Genomic DNA, 16,311 nt, shown 5'->3' on the forward strand with positions numbered 1-16,311 from the left:
GACCCAACCCCGTTTTCGGTGGTCTGCACCGCTGTCTCGGAGCCCGGAAACCGACAGGCTCTTCAGCATGACGACGAGCCAGCTGCAGACCCGCGGCACCAGGGCGACCCGGGACAAATTTCTCGACGTGGTACGCGCCGGAGCGATCCTCGCGGTGGTCGCGCAGCACTGGACGATGCCGGTGCTTTCCTTCTCCGGCAACACTCTCGCCACCGGAAACGCCCTCGCGACGCCTGGCTGGTGGATCATCACCTGGGCCTCGCAAGTAATGCCTCGCCGGTAGTCGTTTAGGCGTGGCCTGCCGGAACCTGGTGCCTGCCAACGGAAACGGCACCGCGGCAGCCCGCGAAGGGTGCCGCCCGCCCCAGGGTAGGAGGCCCAATGTCGTCACGCACCACTGCCTTGCCCACGCACGGACAGCAGCGTCCTCGTAACACCACCGTTGATCAGCGCGATTTGTCGGGTTGGGTCGAGGTGAGGGAGGACGCCACCATGAACGCGCGCAGACTATCGAGACCGTTGCTCGTCGTCCTCCTGGTCCTCGTCGGCGTGCTCGCCGCCGTTGCCCTCTTCGTCCACTCCGCACCGACGCACGAGGACGCGCACCCCGCGCCCAGCGAAGCAGCTCTGCCAGCGTCCGCGCAGGATGACGCTCGGCCAGCGTGGTGTTCGTATCCTGATTCGGCCGGCGCGGCCGCGCTCATGGACGAGGTCGACAAGCACGTGGAAACGATCGCGCGGTACTCGCCGGGCCAGCCCGTCGACCGGTTCACGCTGCAGCTCGACCTGATGACCCAATGCGCGACCGACGGCGACGTGGCGCGGTAGCTCAGCGCGACGCGCCGGAGTGCCGCATCTCTTCGTACGCGTCGCGCAGGTCGCGCGCCTCGCTCATCTTCCGCGCCTCGACCTGGTCCACCACTTCCTCGGCCCGCCAGTAGTTCGAGGGGACCACGCGGCCGGACGCCAGCGCTGAACGCGTCGCGCCGACCGCTTCGTCTAGCCGGTCCGTCGAGATCAGTGCCAGCGCCAGGTCGAGGTTCGCCGAGGCGACGCGCCGCGGCCATTTCCCGTCCGGAGTCTGGCGCTCTAGCCGTTTGATGATCTCGCGCGCGAAGGTCTCGGCGGCCGGGTCGCCAGCCCACGCGAGCGTCGTGGCCATGTAGGCGACGGACTTGTTCGGGTCGTACCGGTAGTGGTGCTCCGGCCGGTCCGGCACCTTCAGCGGCGACACGAGCGTGGCGACTCGGCTCAGCACGGTGTACATCTCGCGCCGGTCGCCGAGCCGCGCCAGCGCGCGCCCCTCCTGCGCGGACGCCTGGATCTCGATCGAGCTTCCGCGCGGCGCGAAGGCCTGCGCCTGCCGGGACAGGTCGAGCGCACCGACGTAGTCCTTGTCGGTGAGGAGGTGCCATGCCTCCGTCTCGTATCCCCACGCGCGGATCTCGTCGTGACCCGCGTCTTTGGCGAAATCGTGCGCGTTGCGGAGCCTCGCCCGCGCCGCCGCGGTTCGGTTGAGGTCGATGTTCACCGTCGCGGACAGCAGCGAGAACCAACCGCCGACAACGAGCAATCGCCGGTGCTCGGACAAGGTCATCCGGGCGTCCAGGAGCCGGGTCACGTAGTCGATGTAGCCGCGGATCCGCGGCGCGAGCAGCGACGGCGACGTGGTCGCGTAGGCGATCGCGACATCGTCCACGATGGCCTCCAGCTGGCACAGCGTCGCATTGCCGACGTCGCTCGCCGCGACGCGTTGCGACAGCTCCAGCGCGGATGCCTCGTCGTCCTCGGCGGAGCTGCCGCCGGGCCGCAGCGCGGAAGCGCTCGGCAACAGCTCGCGCGAAACCGGCACGCTGTCGCCGTTGATGTGCGACTCAAGCTCTGCCCGGGAGATCCCCAGTTCCTTCGCGAGCCGAGTCCGCACATGCAGCGCCGGAGCCGACTCTCCGCTTTCCCAGTAGCGCACGGTCCGCTCGGAGACCCGCACGCGCTCGGCCAGCTGCTCTTGCGTGATGCTCCTCGCTTCGCGCGCCCGCCGCAGGCCCGGCCGCCCCTCCGCCATGCGTAGTCCAATCGTGCGACATCTGCCCGCTTCTGCCCGCAACGTAACTGCTGGTCAAGCGTACCAATTGCCGATGGTTTGCCGGTCTTTGCCGGACTGATTCCTGGTCAATCTGCCGAGCGCGCCGCAAGGTCATCCGAGCTGTACGGGCCAGCCCCGTACGACTGACCTGGGGAGAAGGTGACGGCGCAGTGGAAGCGTGGACAGTGCAGCGACGCCACGGGCCGCATACGTCGGAGCTGGCGTTGCGGGTGCACTCCGACCCGACCGCCGGGAACCGGAAAACGACGCACCGCTACTGGAAGCGGGAGCTTGCCGACCCGTCGGTCCAGTGGCTGATCCCGTGGTGCTCGTTCGGCAACCCCTACCCGGAACGCCACGAGCGCAGCGAGATCGACATGAGCGGGTTCGTAGACGCCGAATGGTGCACCGGCTGCACAGGGTTGGCCGCGCAATGACCGCGGCAACGCCACAACGCCGAAGCAACGTCTACCGGCGCCGCCACCACGCGGACGACGAATGCGGGATCAATCCTCTGTTCCTCTTCGCGGACTGGCTGCGTCAAGCGCCGGGTTTCGCTCGGCCGGGCCCGCCGCGCCGGCCGACGCGGATACGCCTCACCTGCAAAGCGTGCCGAGCGACCGCCACGGCGACAGACCGCCGGTGCGGCGAATGCGGCGAGCCTTTCTGGGCCTGCGGCAAATAGACCCCCCGATGCCGCGACGGTAATCCCCCGACACGCCGCGGCACCGGGTGCGCCCCTGCCGGACGGGGCGCGGGGGCGGTGGCCTCTCCCGAAGACCACCGCCCCCATCCAACAGACTGCGAGGACAGGGACACCGGATGGAAACGCCGGACGAGGCGCGCGCGAAACGGATCGAGCGAAACCGCCGGATGATCGAATCCTGGCGTGCCGGTGAGTCGATCACTGAGATTGCTCGGGAGCACGGGCTGTCGCTGAGCTGGACCGGGCGGCTGCTGCGCCAAGAGGGCGCGGTGCTGCCGCCGATCCGTCAGGGCGTCAGGCGTGCCGACTTGCCTGTCGCGGAGATCATCCGTGAGTACGACAAGGGCGCTTCGATGCAGGCGCTAGCCGACAAAAACGGCGCGTCGTACGGCACCATCCGCCGCCTGCTGCTCCGCAACAAGGTGAGGATCCGGCCGCACGGCGGCCAGAACGCCATCGAGCTCTCGCCCCTGCTAACTCCTCGATCCCGCGGATAACAACCGTGACCCCATGCCGCCCGGCGGCGCGCTTCCCTCGACGAGGCGCGACGACCGGGCTATCGGGCTGCCCACTTTTCCACGACGGAATGAGGACAGTCAGATGGCGAAGGATCAGCCGCGCAACACCGCGGGCAAGAGCCCGACGAGTCAGGTATCGGGCAAGGATCACCGGTCGACCAACCCAACGGAGAAGAACCGCTCTCCGCAACCCAGGGCCATACAGCCCGATCGCCCCGACCCGAAGCGGAAGCAGTAGGCATGCCTGACCGCCGCGACGTGCGCAGCTGCCTGGCGGCCGGGCGGGAAGGCAATCGGGTCTACGGGTCTCCAGCGAGCCACCCGCCACGGCAGCCGACCGGGCCGAGCAGGCCCGGCGGTGGTTACCGGTCGACCCGGTTCAGGTGGATTCCAGACCCGCCGCCACCGGACGACGACGAGTAGAATCGCGGCCATGCGGACAGCTCGGGAGATGGACAAGCTGGCGAAGACGTTCCTCATCGGAGGCACCGACGCCCGCTTCACCGCTGCGGCCCTCCGGCAGGACACCGGGCTGCGCAGTTCCCGCATGCTGCCGCTGCTGGACGAGATGAAGAGGCTCGGTTGGATCGCCACCGAGTGGCCTGAAACCGACCCGACCCGGGCGCAGTGCTGGTACATGCTGACCGATCGCGGCCGGGAAGAACTGTCGGACTGGTAGCCAGCACAGCCGCCGCCCCGCCACGCGTCCCCTCCCTCAGGGCGCGCGTGGCGGGGCGGTTTCATGCCAGGGGATAGTCCTGGTCGAGCTTGGCGACCGGCACGACGCGGCGGCGGACGAGCACGCTGCTCGCGACGGACAGGACAGCGCCGACCGCGGACACGATCACGTTGATGGTCTGGTCCGGGATCACCCACCACCCAATGGCGACGACGGCGACGAGGACCAGGCGCACAGCCTCGGCGACGCTCACCGGCTCAGTGCCGACGCGCCTCGGCTGCTCCGGGGCGGTCACTGCGCGACCGCCGGTTTCGCGCCGAGCCGAGCGGCGATCGCCGCCACGATCTCGTCGGCCTGCTCGGCATTGTCCTCGCCGAGCACCGCCACGACGTCCGCGCGCAGCTGCGCGCGGAAATCGTCCAGTCCCGCGCCGACGGCCTTCTCGACGGCGGCCGTGATCGCGGTCTGGTCGACGCCGGAGCCGTACGCCGCTTTGGCGACCATCGACAGGATCGACGGCATCGGGCTGCCGTCCGGTGCCGCGATGTAGTTCGACGGGAAGAACAGCATCCCGTACACGTTGGCCAGCATGTCGTTGAGCGGCTTGGCGTTCGAGCGCGGGGCGATGCCATCCGCGTTCTTCGGCCCGATCTCCAGCGAAAGCGGGCTAAGCCAGGAATGCAGCTCGGCCAGCTGCCGGGCTTGGGTGGCGTCCATGTCGGGTACCTCCTGTGTCTGGGGGACGCGGTAAATTTCGTTGATGTCGCAGGGAACTCCCGCGACATTGATCACGGTGGGCGGCCTGTTGCGCTGCCATAAGTTGACCCACGCCCGCCGCGGATCGTTCTGCGCCAGCTCGGAACCGCAGAGCCAGTACCAACAACCGATCCCGGCGTCGTGCACAACGCCAAGCGTTTCGGAGAAGCCATAGACGCCACAACGGCCCTGCCCCACCACGTCACGGAAACCGCTGGCGTAGCGGACAACGTCATCAAGCTGAAACGCCTGCGCGTGCGCGTCGGCGGCGCACGCGAGACCAGCCCAATCCGGCACGCCCGCAGCTCGTGCGTCGGCCAGCGCGATCCGGCCGTACGCGACGCCACGGGCGTAGTCGTCGTCGGTGTCGGTGCCCCACGCGTCGGCGGTCCCGGCCTCGGCGACGAGCAGCACGTTGGCCGCGCCGAACTCGCCGACCAGGTCCCGATATTCGGCGGCAGTGAGCTGCTTCCCTTCGCGGCCAAGTCCGATGTACCTGACCACGCCGGAGAACCCGGCCCGGCGCAGCGCGGCACCGGACGGGCGTCCGGCGGAATAGTCGGCCCAGCGAGCCATGGTCAGCCTCCGATGATGAACGTCGCGAGCGCGCCAGCGGCACCGCCGAGCGTTGTTCCGCCGCCGAGTGCCATCCACACTTTCCTTTCCAGGGAACGGATTCGGGCCTCGTGGTCTAGGTCGCGGGTTTCGATTGCTTCGATTTTCTGCACGAGCTTTTCGGTGAGCGCCTTGGTTTGCAGCACCTGGTCGTAGATCTCCCGGTTGGTGATGGTGACGCCGTCGGCGCGGTGGTCGTCGTCGTGCGCGTTCATCCGTTCTCCCCCGCAACACGCACGAGGATCTGGCGCGCTGCGTCGCCTGCGCCCTTGACCGTCCAGGTTCCGCCGCCGTTCCCGGGCGTGATGAACGCGCACACGCGGACCGTCGCCGTCCCGGAACTAAGGCCCATTGCCGCGAGGTCGCTGCCCTTCACAGGGCAATTCACTTGCATGTAATGGAACTTCCCGGAACCCCAGACCGGCACCAGGTAGGTACGGATAATCGGGCTGCTGGTGTCCGCAGAGCTTCCGCTAGCGATCCGGAACCGGACGTTGAAATACGGATTCGGTGCCGACGCAACAACATTCGCCTGCCACTCGAACTCATATCGTTGGTTGACGTTGAGCTCGAACGTCTGCGCGTCGGCCGCAACCTCGGTAGCGCTGCCGGTCGCCCCGTCGTTCGTATAGAACGTCTGCGCCACGATGCCGCCCCGGAGCGCGTTCAGCTCCGACGCGCGAACCTTCTGCCCTGCGGTGAACACCATTCGTCTCCTCCTTTCCTCACAGCCCCAGCACGGGCGGGTCCCACACGTCCACCGCGGTCCCGGCCGGTTTGCTCACCGGCAACGGGTCGACGGTGAACGTCTGCTCTTGATCAGGTCCGGGCGCCGGCGCGGTGCACGCGGTCGCGCGCACCCGGAGCCCGCCGACGTCGAGCGCCAGCGGGTAGTCGTCGGGCCGGGTCGTCCACGGTGGGATCCCGCCGGGCGACTGCACGGCAAGGCTGGTGGTGCCCGCGGGCACGTCGCCCGCGGAAAAGATCACGATCGCGCCGCGGGACACGGCCGGGGATCCGCCGTTGACCTTGAACGAGTCGGGGAACACCTGCCCAGTGCCGCGGTCGGTCGCGACGACGTACACCCACGTGAAACCGAAACCCGGCGTGCCCTCTGTCGCGGCCTGCCCGATGTCCACGCATCCCGGGACGGGCTGGACACCGCTCCAGTCGGCGGCTTTCCAGCCCAGCGCCAGCAGCAGGGCCGGAGCTTCGTAGCGGTCGACGCCGGGCCATGCGATGTCCTGCGTCGAGGCGTTGGCCTGGTCGGTCCACGACTGCAGTGCGCCGACGTGACGGAACGCGCCGATCCGCGCGCCGAGCCCGGCACCGGTCGTCATGCCGGTGAACGCGACCGACGGCGCGGACTCGCCGCCGCCGAGCGTCTTGGAGTACAGGCGCATGTTCGGGGCCGGGCCGGACAGCAGCGTCCAGCCCGCCGGGGTAGCCGGTGAGCCGGTGCCGCTCCAGGCGACGAACAGCAACAGCGTGTCCCCGGCCGCGGCTGCTTCAGGGATCGCCGGTGACAGCGTGATGTCGGGCTCTTGCGTCGTGCCGAAAACCACCGTGCCGTCGACGTACGAGGGCAGTGGCAGCTTGCTGCCGTCGCTCCGGAGCCGGAACACGGTCGGGTCGGTGTCGCCGGTCTCGTCGGCGACGGTGGCGATATTCCAGGGCGCGGCCGGGCTGCATCGGCCGGTGAATATCCAGCTGCGCGGCGAGATCACGTGCTCGGTGCCTTCGACGAGCACGCCGACCGTGTCGTCCGGCAGTCCGGCGATGGTGTCGGCGACGTTGGCGACGGTCAGGTGGGCCGACGGCCGAAGCTCGAGGATTTGGCCGGCGAGCGCGGGCGCGGCTCGAAGGTTGACCGCGAGCGACGGATACCGGTAGCCCTCGACGGTGCCGAGGTGCACGGCCCAGCTGGCGTAGTCGCGCACCAGGCTCAGGTCATGGATGTTCACGTCGATGCTGTCGTCGTAGACGCCGATAGCGGCGGTGCCGAGCGGCCCTGTGCTGTCCTCGTGCGTGTACTTCGAGGACGCGCCGGTGATGCTCGCGGTCACGCGGTTGCGGTTGCGCTGGTCGTCGTCTGTCGGCTCGAACGGCGGGTAGAGCTGGTCCGCGGTGAGCGCCAGGTCCACCGGCGCGTTTTCCCGTTCGCCGCGCGTGATGTAGGTGAGCCCGGCGTCCAGGCCGTCGAGCAGCACGCCTTGGTCCGCGGTTTCGCACTCGCGCAGCAGTTCCACGACCGACTTCGGCTGCTGTGGGCCCATCTGCGCGCCGACTGTGCCGACCACGTTGACGTTGAACCCCTGCTCCGTGCCAAGCCGGATCATCCGCAGTCCGGCGTTCTCTCCGGCGTAGGCGTAGATCGCCTGCGCGTACTCGGCACCGAAAATCGGGTCGTGGTCCCAGATCGCGACGTGCCCGACCGTGACCGGGTCCTCGGTGTGGCCCGGGTCGGGACTGGAGTCGAACCGGATTTCGGACGGCACTCCGCGGGGCAGGAACGGGCTTTGGATCGTGAGCGCCAGCTGTCCGTTGCGGAAGATGTTCCATGTCGTGTTCGGGTTCGTCTGGTCCACAGTGATCTGCCACGAGTGCCAAACGTCGTCCCAGTAAACGAAATCGCCCTGCGACAGCGTGCCCCACTTGACGTCCGACACCCCGGGTTGAGTGACAAACACGTCCACCGAGCCGTCGGTGTAGAACTGCAGCGCGATGCCGAACCGGTTCGCACCGACCGTCTGAATGAACACGCGCGCACCGGAAATCGAGGTGTAGCGCATCAGCCACGACGCTGCCCAGATACCCGAATCGCCGCCGGGGAACTTCGACGGGTCCGCCACCTTGCAGTAGAGCGACGCACCAGCGGAGAACTTCACGGCGCGCGCTGTCGCGACGTTGTCCGTGTCGCCGCCCCAGTCCGATTTCCCGTAGCTCACACCGCCGGACACAAGCGGCACGATCCAGGCCGGAACCCCGCCGGTCTCCGAAATCCCGGCGGACGCGGTCTTGTCCTCTTCCAGCGGCCAGTACTCCACTGGCTTGTAGAGGATCGCGAGCGTGTGCCACCGGTACAGCGCGCTCCGGAGCGGGTCGGAGCCTTGCAGCAGCCGCCGCAGCAGCCCGGACGCGGACAGGCTCACGATTGGAATGCGGCCGGTGCCGTCGCGCCACTCCGGCGAGAATCCGTCCGCGTAGCCCTGCGCCACGGTCCGGAATCCTTTGCCGTCGGCCAGATCTATGCTCACCCGCACTGGCACGTTGCGCCGGACGTTCGGACTGTTCGGCGAGATCCCGCCGAGACTGTAGCGGTTCGCGCGGTTGTCCAGCTTGAGCTTGATCGACGTCGGTTGACTCGTGGATGCCTCGTCGTTGCGGCCGCTGGTCGTGGTGATGCCCTCGTCAAACAGAACGTCTTCGGTGACGTCGGACCACTGCCAGGAAAACCCGTTGTAGTCCAGCATGAGCGCACCCCACGCGATTTCCACGCGCACCTGCGAGCCGGGAATCTCCGGCAGAAAGTCAACGGCCATCACGACACCTGGATTGCGCCGGTTCGCACCAGGCGCATGAACGCCGACGCGAACGCACTGTCAGTGTTGCCGCGGAAGGACACTGTCGCACCGCTGCTGCGCACCGAACCGCCCGCCGGGATCACGGTTTCACCGGCCTGCAGAATCGCGAGCATTTCGGAACCCGGCGCGCCGGGAACCACGCCGCCGGTGTGGAATTTCGGGATGTAAGGAATGTCCGGGATCCCCGGAATCCCGACAATGCCCGTGACCTTGTTGACGCCGTGGATCAGGCCGTTAAGCAGCCGTACTCCGTCGTTCAGGCGATCGATCACCCAATTCAGGGCAGCTTTCGCACCGGTCTTCACGCCGTCCCACATTCCGCCGAGGAAATTTCCGATCTTCTCCGCGATCCCGCCAATCCAGCCGGTCGCGTCACGCCAGCGGGCCACGATCCAGTCGACCACGATCCCGACGACCTGCTTCACCTTGTCCCAGTGGGTGATCATCAGCACGATCGCCGCGATCAGCGCGGCGATCCCGATCACTACCCACGTGATCGGGTTCGCGAGCAGCGCGGCCGTGAAAGACCAGACCGCGGGAATGGCGCTGGTGAACAGCGACAGCCCGATTCCCTTGAACGCCAATGCCATCATGCCGATGTTCGAGGCCATGTCGAGCGCGGGCTGCCCGAACGCGACGAGCCCGCCCGCGATGTCGCCGAGCGGGCCGCGCGTGGACACGAGGTCATTGGTCCAGTTCTGGAAACCTCGTTGCAGCGCAGTGATTTTGTTCTGCGCGGTATCGTTCAGCGTGTCGTTCACCTGCTGTGCCGCGCCCTTCACGTTGCCCATCGCCGCAACGGCGCTCGACGGATCGAGCGCAAAGAGGGCGTTCCCGAGGTCTTCGGCCTGCGTGCCGAACAGCTCGACCGCGATCCTGGTTCGCTCGGCCGGATCCTGCACCGCGCGCAGCTTGTCCAGCAGCTGGTCGAGCGCACCAGACGCGGCCTGCCCGCCTTGCGCGAACCGGTCCCGCATCTGGTCCGCGCCGAAACCGAGTGACGTGAAAGCGTCCACAGTGGTCTTGCTGCCGTCGACCGCGCGGATGGACAGCTCTTTGAGCGCGTCGGCCACGATGTCAGCGTCACGCGCACCGGCTGAAAGCCCTTGCGACATAAGGCCAGTAGCGGCCGTCGCGTCCAAACCCAGCTTGCGGAACTGCGTCCCGTATTCGTTGAGCGTGTCCAGGAAGTCCCCGCCCTTGTCGACCCCCTGCTGGAAACCGCGGGTGATCACGTCCATGGCGGTCTCGGCGTCCGGCGCGAGCCCCGTGCGCATCAGCTGCGCGACGGCGTTCATCGAGCCCTGCACGTCGACGCCGAAGGCCTTCGACAGCGACAGCGCGTTGCCGGTGATTGACTGAATCTGCTCGTTCGAGGCGTCTTCCATCACCGCGCCGGACTGCAGCACGATCTTGACCGCGTCGTTCACCGACTCCAGGCTGTCGCCGTAGGCGTCGGCGTACAGGCTCCCGGCGATCTGCCCGGCGTCGGCCGCCATCTGGCTGCCCGCGCCGATCTGCGCTTCCAGCTTCGCGTTCGCTGCGCCGATGTCGAGGTTTTGCTCGAACGCGCTCGCGAGCCCGAGCGCGGCCGCGCCGCCCGCGACGGCGAGGCCGGCGCTTTTCAAGCTGAACTGCTTGACCATCTTGTCGCCGGAGTTGCCGACTTGCTCCATGGTCTTGTCGAGCTGCGACGCGTCCCCGGCGAACACCAGCTTGACCGTAGGCCCGAGGTTTCCCATTACTGCACCCCGATTCCGGCGCCCTCGACCACGCTCCGGAGCGCGTCATCGAGCTTCTGCGCCACCCGCTCTTGCTGGTCGGCGTAGCTCTTCCACAGGTACCGGCCGGTCTTCATGAACGGCCGCGACACGGCTTTCTTCCGGCCGACCTTCCCGCCGAAGTCCAACCACGGGTAGTAGGGATACTTCGCGCCGCCGCCCTGCACGCGCGCCGCGGTGCGAGTGGACGCGGCTTTGATCGAGGACGAGGCGTGCCCGCCCTTGCCGGGCCCGACCGGCACCCGCGGTTTCGCCTCGTTCACGACCAGCTGCGCGGCGGAGTTCGCGGCGAGCCGCAGCCCTTTCGGCAGCTCGGTGTTCACGCGCCGCAGCGAGCGGGACAGCTCCCGCCAGCCCTCGACCCGGATCGGTTCCTCGGCCACGACGCGCTCACCTCCGTTTCGCCGACTTCATCGCCATTTCCTGCCGCTGCGCTTTCCGTCCGAAGTAGACGCCCCACTCCATAAATTCCTTCTGCGACAGCGATTCCCGCAACTCCGCGACCGTCCGGCCGAGCCGGTCGGCGAGGTAGAACTCGAACTCGGCTTCGGAGTCAGTCTCCAGCCTCAGCCACGTCGCTTTTAGCCGCCTCCTTGTTCATGCCGGACAGGTCGAGGATCACCTCTTGCACCGTGTTCAGCTCTCCGGCGGGGGCGGCTTCCTGCCACTGCTTGACCTCGTCCTCGGTCAACCGCGGGTGCACCATCGCCAGGCTCAGCAACACGCGCTCCATCTTCACCGCGCCCATTTCCTTGCCGCGCAACGAGAGTGCTTCGGCACGCGACAGGCTCCGGACGCGGACAGTGCCGACTCCGGGGACGTCGACGTCCCGCTCTTCCAGACGCTTCGCGAACAGTGCTTGCTTGTCCATCATGGACAGTCCTTTCAGGGTCAGGCGGACTGATTGCTGGTCGCGAACGTGTCGGACAGCTGCAGCTCGGCCTTCCACGTGATCATGTCGGCGACCGGAGTGGTTTCCTCGTACGAGGTCACCACCGCGTCGCCGGACTGCTGCGGCTTGCCCGAGCCCGTTCCCTCCGGCTGGTAGACGAAATCGACGGTCTGGCCGAGCACGCTCTCCAGCGCGGTTTTCGGTCCGGTCGCGCCGCTCTCATAAAACCCTTCGAGCGACGCCGTTCCGTCCAGCAGCCCGCCCTGATACGTGTGGGCGCTCTTGCCGAACGTCGTGGTGTCGTGGGAGTCCGCGGATCGCTTGGACGACACCGAGTTGCAGTACTGGCTGATATCCGTCGTGTTGATCTTCACGACAGCGTTCTTGCCGTGCACAGCCATCAGGTACCTCCGGGTCCAATCACATCGGTCTGGAAAATCGCGCCGAGGTACTCGACCCCGGCCAGCGTCAAGGCGTCCACGGTCGCCTCGGTGACGCGCACCGAGTCGCACGAGGTGAACTCGTGGCGCTCCAGCACCGCCTTGACGCTGCGCTCGTCGGCGCCGTCGAGGTAGGCGGCGAGCCGGTTCCGCGCCGACAGCGCCTCGACGTTGCCGACGACCACGTACAGCGGGAACGTGAACCGGTCTTTGCCGCGCTGCATCGCCGCGTCGTAGGTGAGCGGATCCGGCCAGCCCACGATCGCCGCGGGCGGGGTGATCCGCTTCGCGCTGAAGGGGAACACGTTCAGGCCGTCGAGCGCGGCGAGCGCCTGGCCCATCTCGTCCATGACGGTCGCGAGGTTCACGCCCTCACCCCGTCTGCTTCGCGGTGCGGCGGTACGCGGCCACCATCACCTCGACGTCCGGATCGAGCCTCGCCAGCAGCCGCAGCTCCGAGCCGACGTCCGGCGAACCGGCCACGCCGAACGGGCTGTCTCGCCGGGCGAGCAGCCGCGACCCTTGCAGCAACGTCGCCTCTTTGATCGTGTCCGGCACCGCGACCCACCCGAACCGCGCAGTCACCCGCACCCCGTCCGGCGGAACCGCGTCCACCGTGCTCGGCAACTGCAGCCGCGTCCACGGCCGCCCTTCGGCCGGCGCGTTGGCGTCCAACAGCCGCGGGTTCGGCACGACCGACCAGACATCGCCTCCGGCGTTGGTCGCGACCTCGTCCGGCGCCACCATCACGTCGTCAATGCGGACCAGCCACGTGTCCCGGTAGGCCGACCACCGAGCGCTGTAGAACCGCGGCTCGACGGCATCGGACTGGCCGAACTGCCTGTGCGTGAACCGGTCGACCGCGCGGGAGGCAGCGTGGACGGCGAGCGCCAGCTGTGCGTCGTCCGCGACTTCGCCCGTGCCGGTGCGCACGTACTCCGCCAGCTCGGCCGCCGTCGCGTAATCCGGTTTCCACGCCATCCCCGCTCACCTCCCCTCTTACTTCTGCTGCCGCAGCGCGTGCTCCGGCACCCATCCGTCGTCCGTCGGCACCATCCACTCGGGACCCGGCGGCGGAGCCGCGGGCAGAGTGTCGGGATCCGACGGCGGTTCGTCGCTGGCGCCCGGCTCGACGGCCGCCGGTGGCGTCGCCGCGGCCGGTTCGACCGTCGCCGAGGCCTCGACGGCGGCCGGGTTCGCTGCCGCCGGTTCCTCGGCGGCGGGCACCGCCGCCGAGGACTGCTTCCGCGCGGACATCAGGCGGCCGTGGTGTCGTAGGCGATGCGGCGCACGCCGTCCACGCGGGTGCAGGCGAGCGCCTTGTAGCCCCACACGCCGATGTCGACGTACGCCACGCGGTACTCGAAGTCGAGCCGCTGCGGCGCGCTGGCCCAGCCGTGGACGTCCTCGCGGTCGTACAGGTACGAATTGCTCGGCGACCCGGCGGTGTACGGCAGGGCCCACGACGGAACGCCAGCGAGCCCGGCGATCGACAGCGCGGCGAACAACGGGGACGCGGTGCCGTCGGCGTTCTGCGCGTTGAGGATCGGGTACAGGGGACGGCCGTTGTCGTCCTTCGCGTCCGCGAGGTTGGTGTACAGGCCCTGCTCCAGCTTGAAATCCCGGAACCGGAACCCGCCGCGCACGAACTGCAGCGCCGCCAGCGCCTTCTTGACCTCCGACCCCAGCGCCTTGTCGACGGCACCAGCGGTCAGCGTGATCGTGGCAGGGGCGAGCGACTGCAGCAGCGCCGCCGACGCCTCTTCCAAAGCCTCGTAGTACTTCCGCACGATCTGCCGCCACAGAATGACCGACAGCTGCGGGTTGCCGCCCTGGTCCCACGCCTCCCGCGTGATCTCCACCTTGCCCGACACGGCGGACGGGGTGATGGTCTGCGAGGTGGTGGTGAACGTGCCGGTCGTGGGCTCGACGCCTTCGGTGTGGTCGTCGACCAGGTTCCCGGAGGCGGCGAACTTCGGGAGCACGAACGGGGTGTTGTCGTCCAGCGTGCCCTTGTTGATCGAGTCCCACAGCGGCGTCGGGTACTGCAGCTCGTCCACGTACAGGTCGGGCCGCTGGCGCGCCGGGTTCAGCGAACCGACGTCGCTCGACTTCACGAACGCGGCCGACGGCGCGAAGTTGTCCTTGATCCAGTCGACCACGCGCGCCTCTGCCTCGTGGTCCTTTTTCGACATGGCGATGACGTCGGTCGAGAAATCGTGCTCGCCGCGCGAGCCGTCGAACCGGTACAGCGGAGCCTCGTTCACGTGGAACTGCGCGGTCCGCTTCGTCGGGTCGATGACTTCGGGCCGCTCGCCGCCCTGCTGCTGCTCGACCAGGTTCGCGATCGCGTCGGCGAACTTGCCGTTCTGGTTGGTGAACGCCTCGACAGCGGCGGTGAAAGCCGCGACCGTCGCGGCATCCGGCGCGGCAGCCGGGGTCTCCTGCTTGCCCTTCGGCTCGCCAGTCATCTCGGTTCCCTTCCTGCTTGCTGCGACGCTCGTGACTCGGGCGTCATCGAATGCGGGGGCCGCGGTGATCGCCGTGCCCACCAGGCGCGCGCTCGACACGAGCCGCACCATGTCGTCGTCGGGGTCGCGCCCCCACGAGCCGTCCTCGAAATCGGCCTCGATCGAGAACCCGTCGAGCACCTTGTCCTCGGCCAGCGACAGCACTTCGTCACCGGCCGCGCCGCGTGCGATCTTGAACGTGCCCACCAAGCCCTCGTCGGTGGATTCGAGCTTGAGCGCGTAGCCGACGGCCTGCGCGCGGTCGTGCTCCCGGTTCAGCTTCACCCGGGACGCATCCGTCCACTTCAGACTGTCCTTCGAAAACGACCACTTGGCGTAGTTCGACCACGCCGTCTTGCTCCAGGGCACGAGCAGCCCGGACACCGTGCGCTTCTCCGCATCGACCGAGAACCGCGCCTCGGCGGCGGACACGTCGAACGTGATCCGCGTCGTGCCGCGATCTTCGTTGAAATGCGCGGTGATGCGCTCGCGGTTGACGTACTCGTCGATGCCTTTGGGGTAGGTGAGGGACATGCCGGTCTCCTGTGTCTCCTGCGGCGGTTGTGTCCTCTGTGGACTCGGTGCGGGCTCGACCGGAACAGCCGGAAGCCCCTCCATTTCGCGGACCTCCGGCACCGACAGCACGTGGTTCGCCAGCCCGGTCTGATAGGTGGCCCACCGTTCGGTCGGGTTCGACTTGAGGTAGTTGTCCAGGTCGAACGCGACCGTCTGGCCGCGCCGCGTGACGTCGTTCATCGTCAGCCGGTCCGTGATCGCGAGCATGTACGGCGCCAGCACGTCATTGATCCGGTCGCGGCGACGGTCGATGACGTTCGCGTACGACCGGCTGGTGGTCGACACCTGCAAGTCCTCGCTGTCCAGCCCGAACGCATTCGCGATCTCGACCGTCACCTGGCGCTGCAGCTCGACCAGCTGCAAGTCGGCAGGCGTCGGCGACTGGACAACCGAGTACGACAGCGCGGCCGGAACATAGGCGGTGGTGCGCGTCCGCCTCGCTTCCTGCCACTCCGACAGAAGTTCCTCGACCTCGTCGTCTTCGATCGGGTCCGCGCCGTCGGCCGGGGTGAAATAGTCGCTCGGCCGGGGGTCATTGGCGTACATCGCGGCGGCCTGCTCCAGCAGGATCGCGCGCCGGATCGCGCGCGCCGCGGCGACCAGGAACGGCGGGTTCGGCGAGTCGAACCGGATCACGTCCCGTCCGGACACCGCCTCGCCGTTGACCCACACCACCCCGCCCGGCAAGTGGACGCCGGACGGCAGGGTCCGGTCGAGCCGCGGGAACCCGGGCGGCGGCTGCATCGACACCGTGTCGTGGTCGAGGTGCACCGCCGAGCGCGGGAATCCGGCCGGGGTCCGGTCGAGGACCCGCCACCAGCTGATGCCCTCGAACACCAGGTCTTCGACCGTCTGCGCGAGCGTGACGACGTTCGCGGTGGCCGGGTCGATCTGCTCGAGCAACTGGGACCGGACCAGTCCGCGGTTCTTGTCGCGCGTCACCAGCGGCAGCGTCCCGATCGAACACAGCAGGTTCCGGCCGCGCAGCACGGCAGGCACCGACAGCGCCCGCGCCCGGCCCACCGGAGCCGACAGCCCGTCGACGCGCCGGAGCAGCGAGTCCAGCGGTGCCTTGGGGTCGATGGGCACCGAGAACCGCACCGCGGTCTCGTTCCGGTCCAGTGTCGGCGCTTGCGCCGCCCGGAACAGCGTTCGCCACCATCCCACGTCG

At 68.3% G+C, this 16,311-nt stretch carries 18 protein-coding genes and 1 pseudogene; 5 read left to right on the plus strand and 14 right to left on the minus strand.

The features are described 5' to 3' along the window. Positions 1–67: 67 nt before the first annotated feature. Both FKO37_RS43495 and FKO37_RS43500 read left to right on the plus strand, forming a co-directional pair. Positions 68–274: pseudogene (locus FKO37_RS43495) on the plus strand (acyltransferase); the annotation flags it as partial. Positions 275–492: 218 nt separating this feature from the next. Continuing rightward, positions 493–828 (plus strand): hypothetical protein, encoded by a 336-nt coding sequence (locus tag FKO37_RS43500; protein ID WP_238608155.1) that lies wholly within the window; start codon positions 493–495, stop codon positions 826–828. A gap of 1 nt (position 829) precedes the next feature. On the opposite strand, the gene FKO37_RS43505 is transcribed toward FKO37_RS43500, so the two are convergent. Beyond that, a complete protein-coding gene (locus tag FKO37_RS43505) occupies positions 830–2,062 on the minus strand; it encodes a helix-turn-helix transcriptional regulator (protein WP_238608156.1) in 1,233 nt (410 codons plus the stop codon). A gap of 191 nt (positions 2,063–2,253) precedes the next feature. Between FKO37_RS43505 and FKO37_RS43510 the strand changes: the two genes are divergently transcribed. From FKO37_RS43510 to FKO37_RS43520, 3 genes are all read left to right on the plus strand, one after another. Beyond that, complete coding sequence (locus FKO37_RS43510) at positions 2,254–2,520, plus strand: hypothetical protein (protein WP_238608157.1); 267 nt, start codon at positions 2,254–2,256, stop codon at positions 2,518–2,520. Between the two features lie 385 nt (positions 2,521–2,905). After that, entirely contained in the window at positions 2,906–3,286 is a 381-nt protein-coding gene (locus FKO37_RS43515) for a helix-turn-helix domain-containing protein (RefSeq protein WP_238608158.1), read from the plus strand. 454 nt (positions 3,287–3,740) lie between these two features. After that, positions 3,741–3,986, plus strand: coding sequence for a helix-turn-helix transcriptional regulator (locus tag FKO37_RS43520; protein WP_238608159.1), 246 nt, complete (start codon positions 3,741–3,743; stop codon positions 3,984–3,986). 61 nt (positions 3,987–4,047) lie between these two features. Here FKO37_RS43520 and FKO37_RS43525 read toward each other — a convergent pair whose 3' ends face one another. From FKO37_RS43525 to FKO37_RS43585, 13 genes are all read right to left on the minus strand, one after another. Beyond that, complete coding sequence (locus FKO37_RS43525; protein WP_238608160.1) at positions 4,048–4,281, minus strand: hypothetical protein; 234 nt, start codon at positions 4,279–4,281, stop codon at positions 4,048–4,050. After that, on the minus strand, positions 4,278–5,318 hold the full coding sequence (locus tag FKO37_RS43530) for a glycoside hydrolase domain-containing protein (protein WP_238608161.1): 1,041 nt from the start codon (positions 5,316–5,318) through the stop codon (positions 4,278–4,280). Before FKO37_RS43530 ends, FKO37_RS43525 begins: the two co-directional genes overlap by 4 nt. A 2-nt stretch (positions 5,319–5,320) precedes the next feature. Then, positions 5,321–5,572, minus strand: a complete 252-nt coding sequence (locus tag FKO37_RS43535) for a hypothetical protein (protein ID WP_238608162.1) — start codon at positions 5,570–5,572, stop codon at positions 5,321–5,323. After that, positions 5,569–6,066 carry a hypothetical protein gene (locus FKO37_RS43540; RefSeq protein ID WP_238608163.1) on the minus strand — a complete coding sequence of 166 codons (498 nt, stop codon included), beginning with the start codon at positions 6,064–6,066 and terminating at the stop codon, positions 5,569–5,571. The genes FKO37_RS43535 and FKO37_RS43540 overlap by 4 nt, the downstream gene beginning before the upstream one ends. Positions 6,067–6,082: 16 nt before the next feature. Then, the gene (locus FKO37_RS43545) at positions 6,083–8,899 is read right to left on the minus strand and encodes a hypothetical protein (RefSeq protein ID WP_238608164.1); all 2,817 of its coding nucleotides are present in this window, start codon (positions 8,897–8,899) and stop codon (positions 6,083–6,085) included. Further along, on the minus strand, positions 8,899–10,683 hold the full coding sequence (locus FKO37_RS43550) for a phage tail tape measure protein (RefSeq protein WP_238608165.1): 1,785 nt from the start codon (positions 10,681–10,683) through the stop codon (positions 8,899–8,901). The genes FKO37_RS43545 and FKO37_RS43550 overlap by 1 nt, the downstream gene beginning before the upstream one ends. Continuing rightward, complete coding sequence (locus FKO37_RS43555) at positions 10,683–11,105, minus strand: hypothetical protein (protein WP_238608166.1); 423 nt, start codon at positions 11,103–11,105, stop codon at positions 10,683–10,685. The genes FKO37_RS43550 and FKO37_RS43555 overlap by 1 nt, the downstream gene beginning before the upstream one ends. A 170-nt stretch (positions 11,106–11,275) precedes the next feature. After that, on the minus strand, positions 11,276–11,596 hold the full coding sequence (locus FKO37_RS43560) for a hypothetical protein (protein ID WP_238608167.1): 321 nt from the start codon (positions 11,594–11,596) through the stop codon (positions 11,276–11,278). A gap of 17 nt (positions 11,597–11,613) precedes the next feature. Beyond that, positions 11,614–12,015, minus strand: coding sequence for a hypothetical protein (locus FKO37_RS43565; RefSeq protein ID WP_238608168.1), 402 nt, complete (start codon positions 12,013–12,015; stop codon positions 11,614–11,616). Continuing rightward, on the minus strand, positions 12,015–12,422 hold the full coding sequence (locus FKO37_RS43570; protein ID WP_238608169.1) for a hypothetical protein: 408 nt from the start codon (positions 12,420–12,422) through the stop codon (positions 12,015–12,017). Before FKO37_RS43570 ends, FKO37_RS43565 begins: the two co-directional genes overlap by 1 nt. Positions 12,423–12,426: 4 nt before the next feature. Further along, on the minus strand, positions 12,427–13,035 hold the full coding sequence (locus FKO37_RS43575) for a hypothetical protein (RefSeq protein WP_238608170.1): 609 nt from the start codon (positions 13,033–13,035) through the stop codon (positions 12,427–12,429). A gap of 18 nt (positions 13,036–13,053) precedes the next feature. Further along, positions 13,054–13,311, minus strand: a complete 258-nt coding sequence (locus FKO37_RS43580) for a hypothetical protein (RefSeq protein WP_238608171.1) — start codon at positions 13,309–13,311, stop codon at positions 13,054–13,056. Beyond that, entirely contained in the window at positions 13,311–16,307 is a 2,997-nt protein-coding gene (locus tag FKO37_RS43585; RefSeq protein ID WP_238608172.1) for a phage portal protein, read from the minus strand. The genes FKO37_RS43580 and FKO37_RS43585 overlap by 1 nt, the downstream gene beginning before the upstream one ends. Between the last annotated feature and the right edge of the window lie 4 nt (positions 16,308–16,311).

The sequence above is a fragment of the Amycolatopsis sp. Poz14 genome (assembly GCF_006704225.1).
Lineage (GTDB): Bacteria > Actinomycetota > Actinomycetes > Mycobacteriales > Pseudonocardiaceae > Amycolatopsis > Amycolatopsis nivea.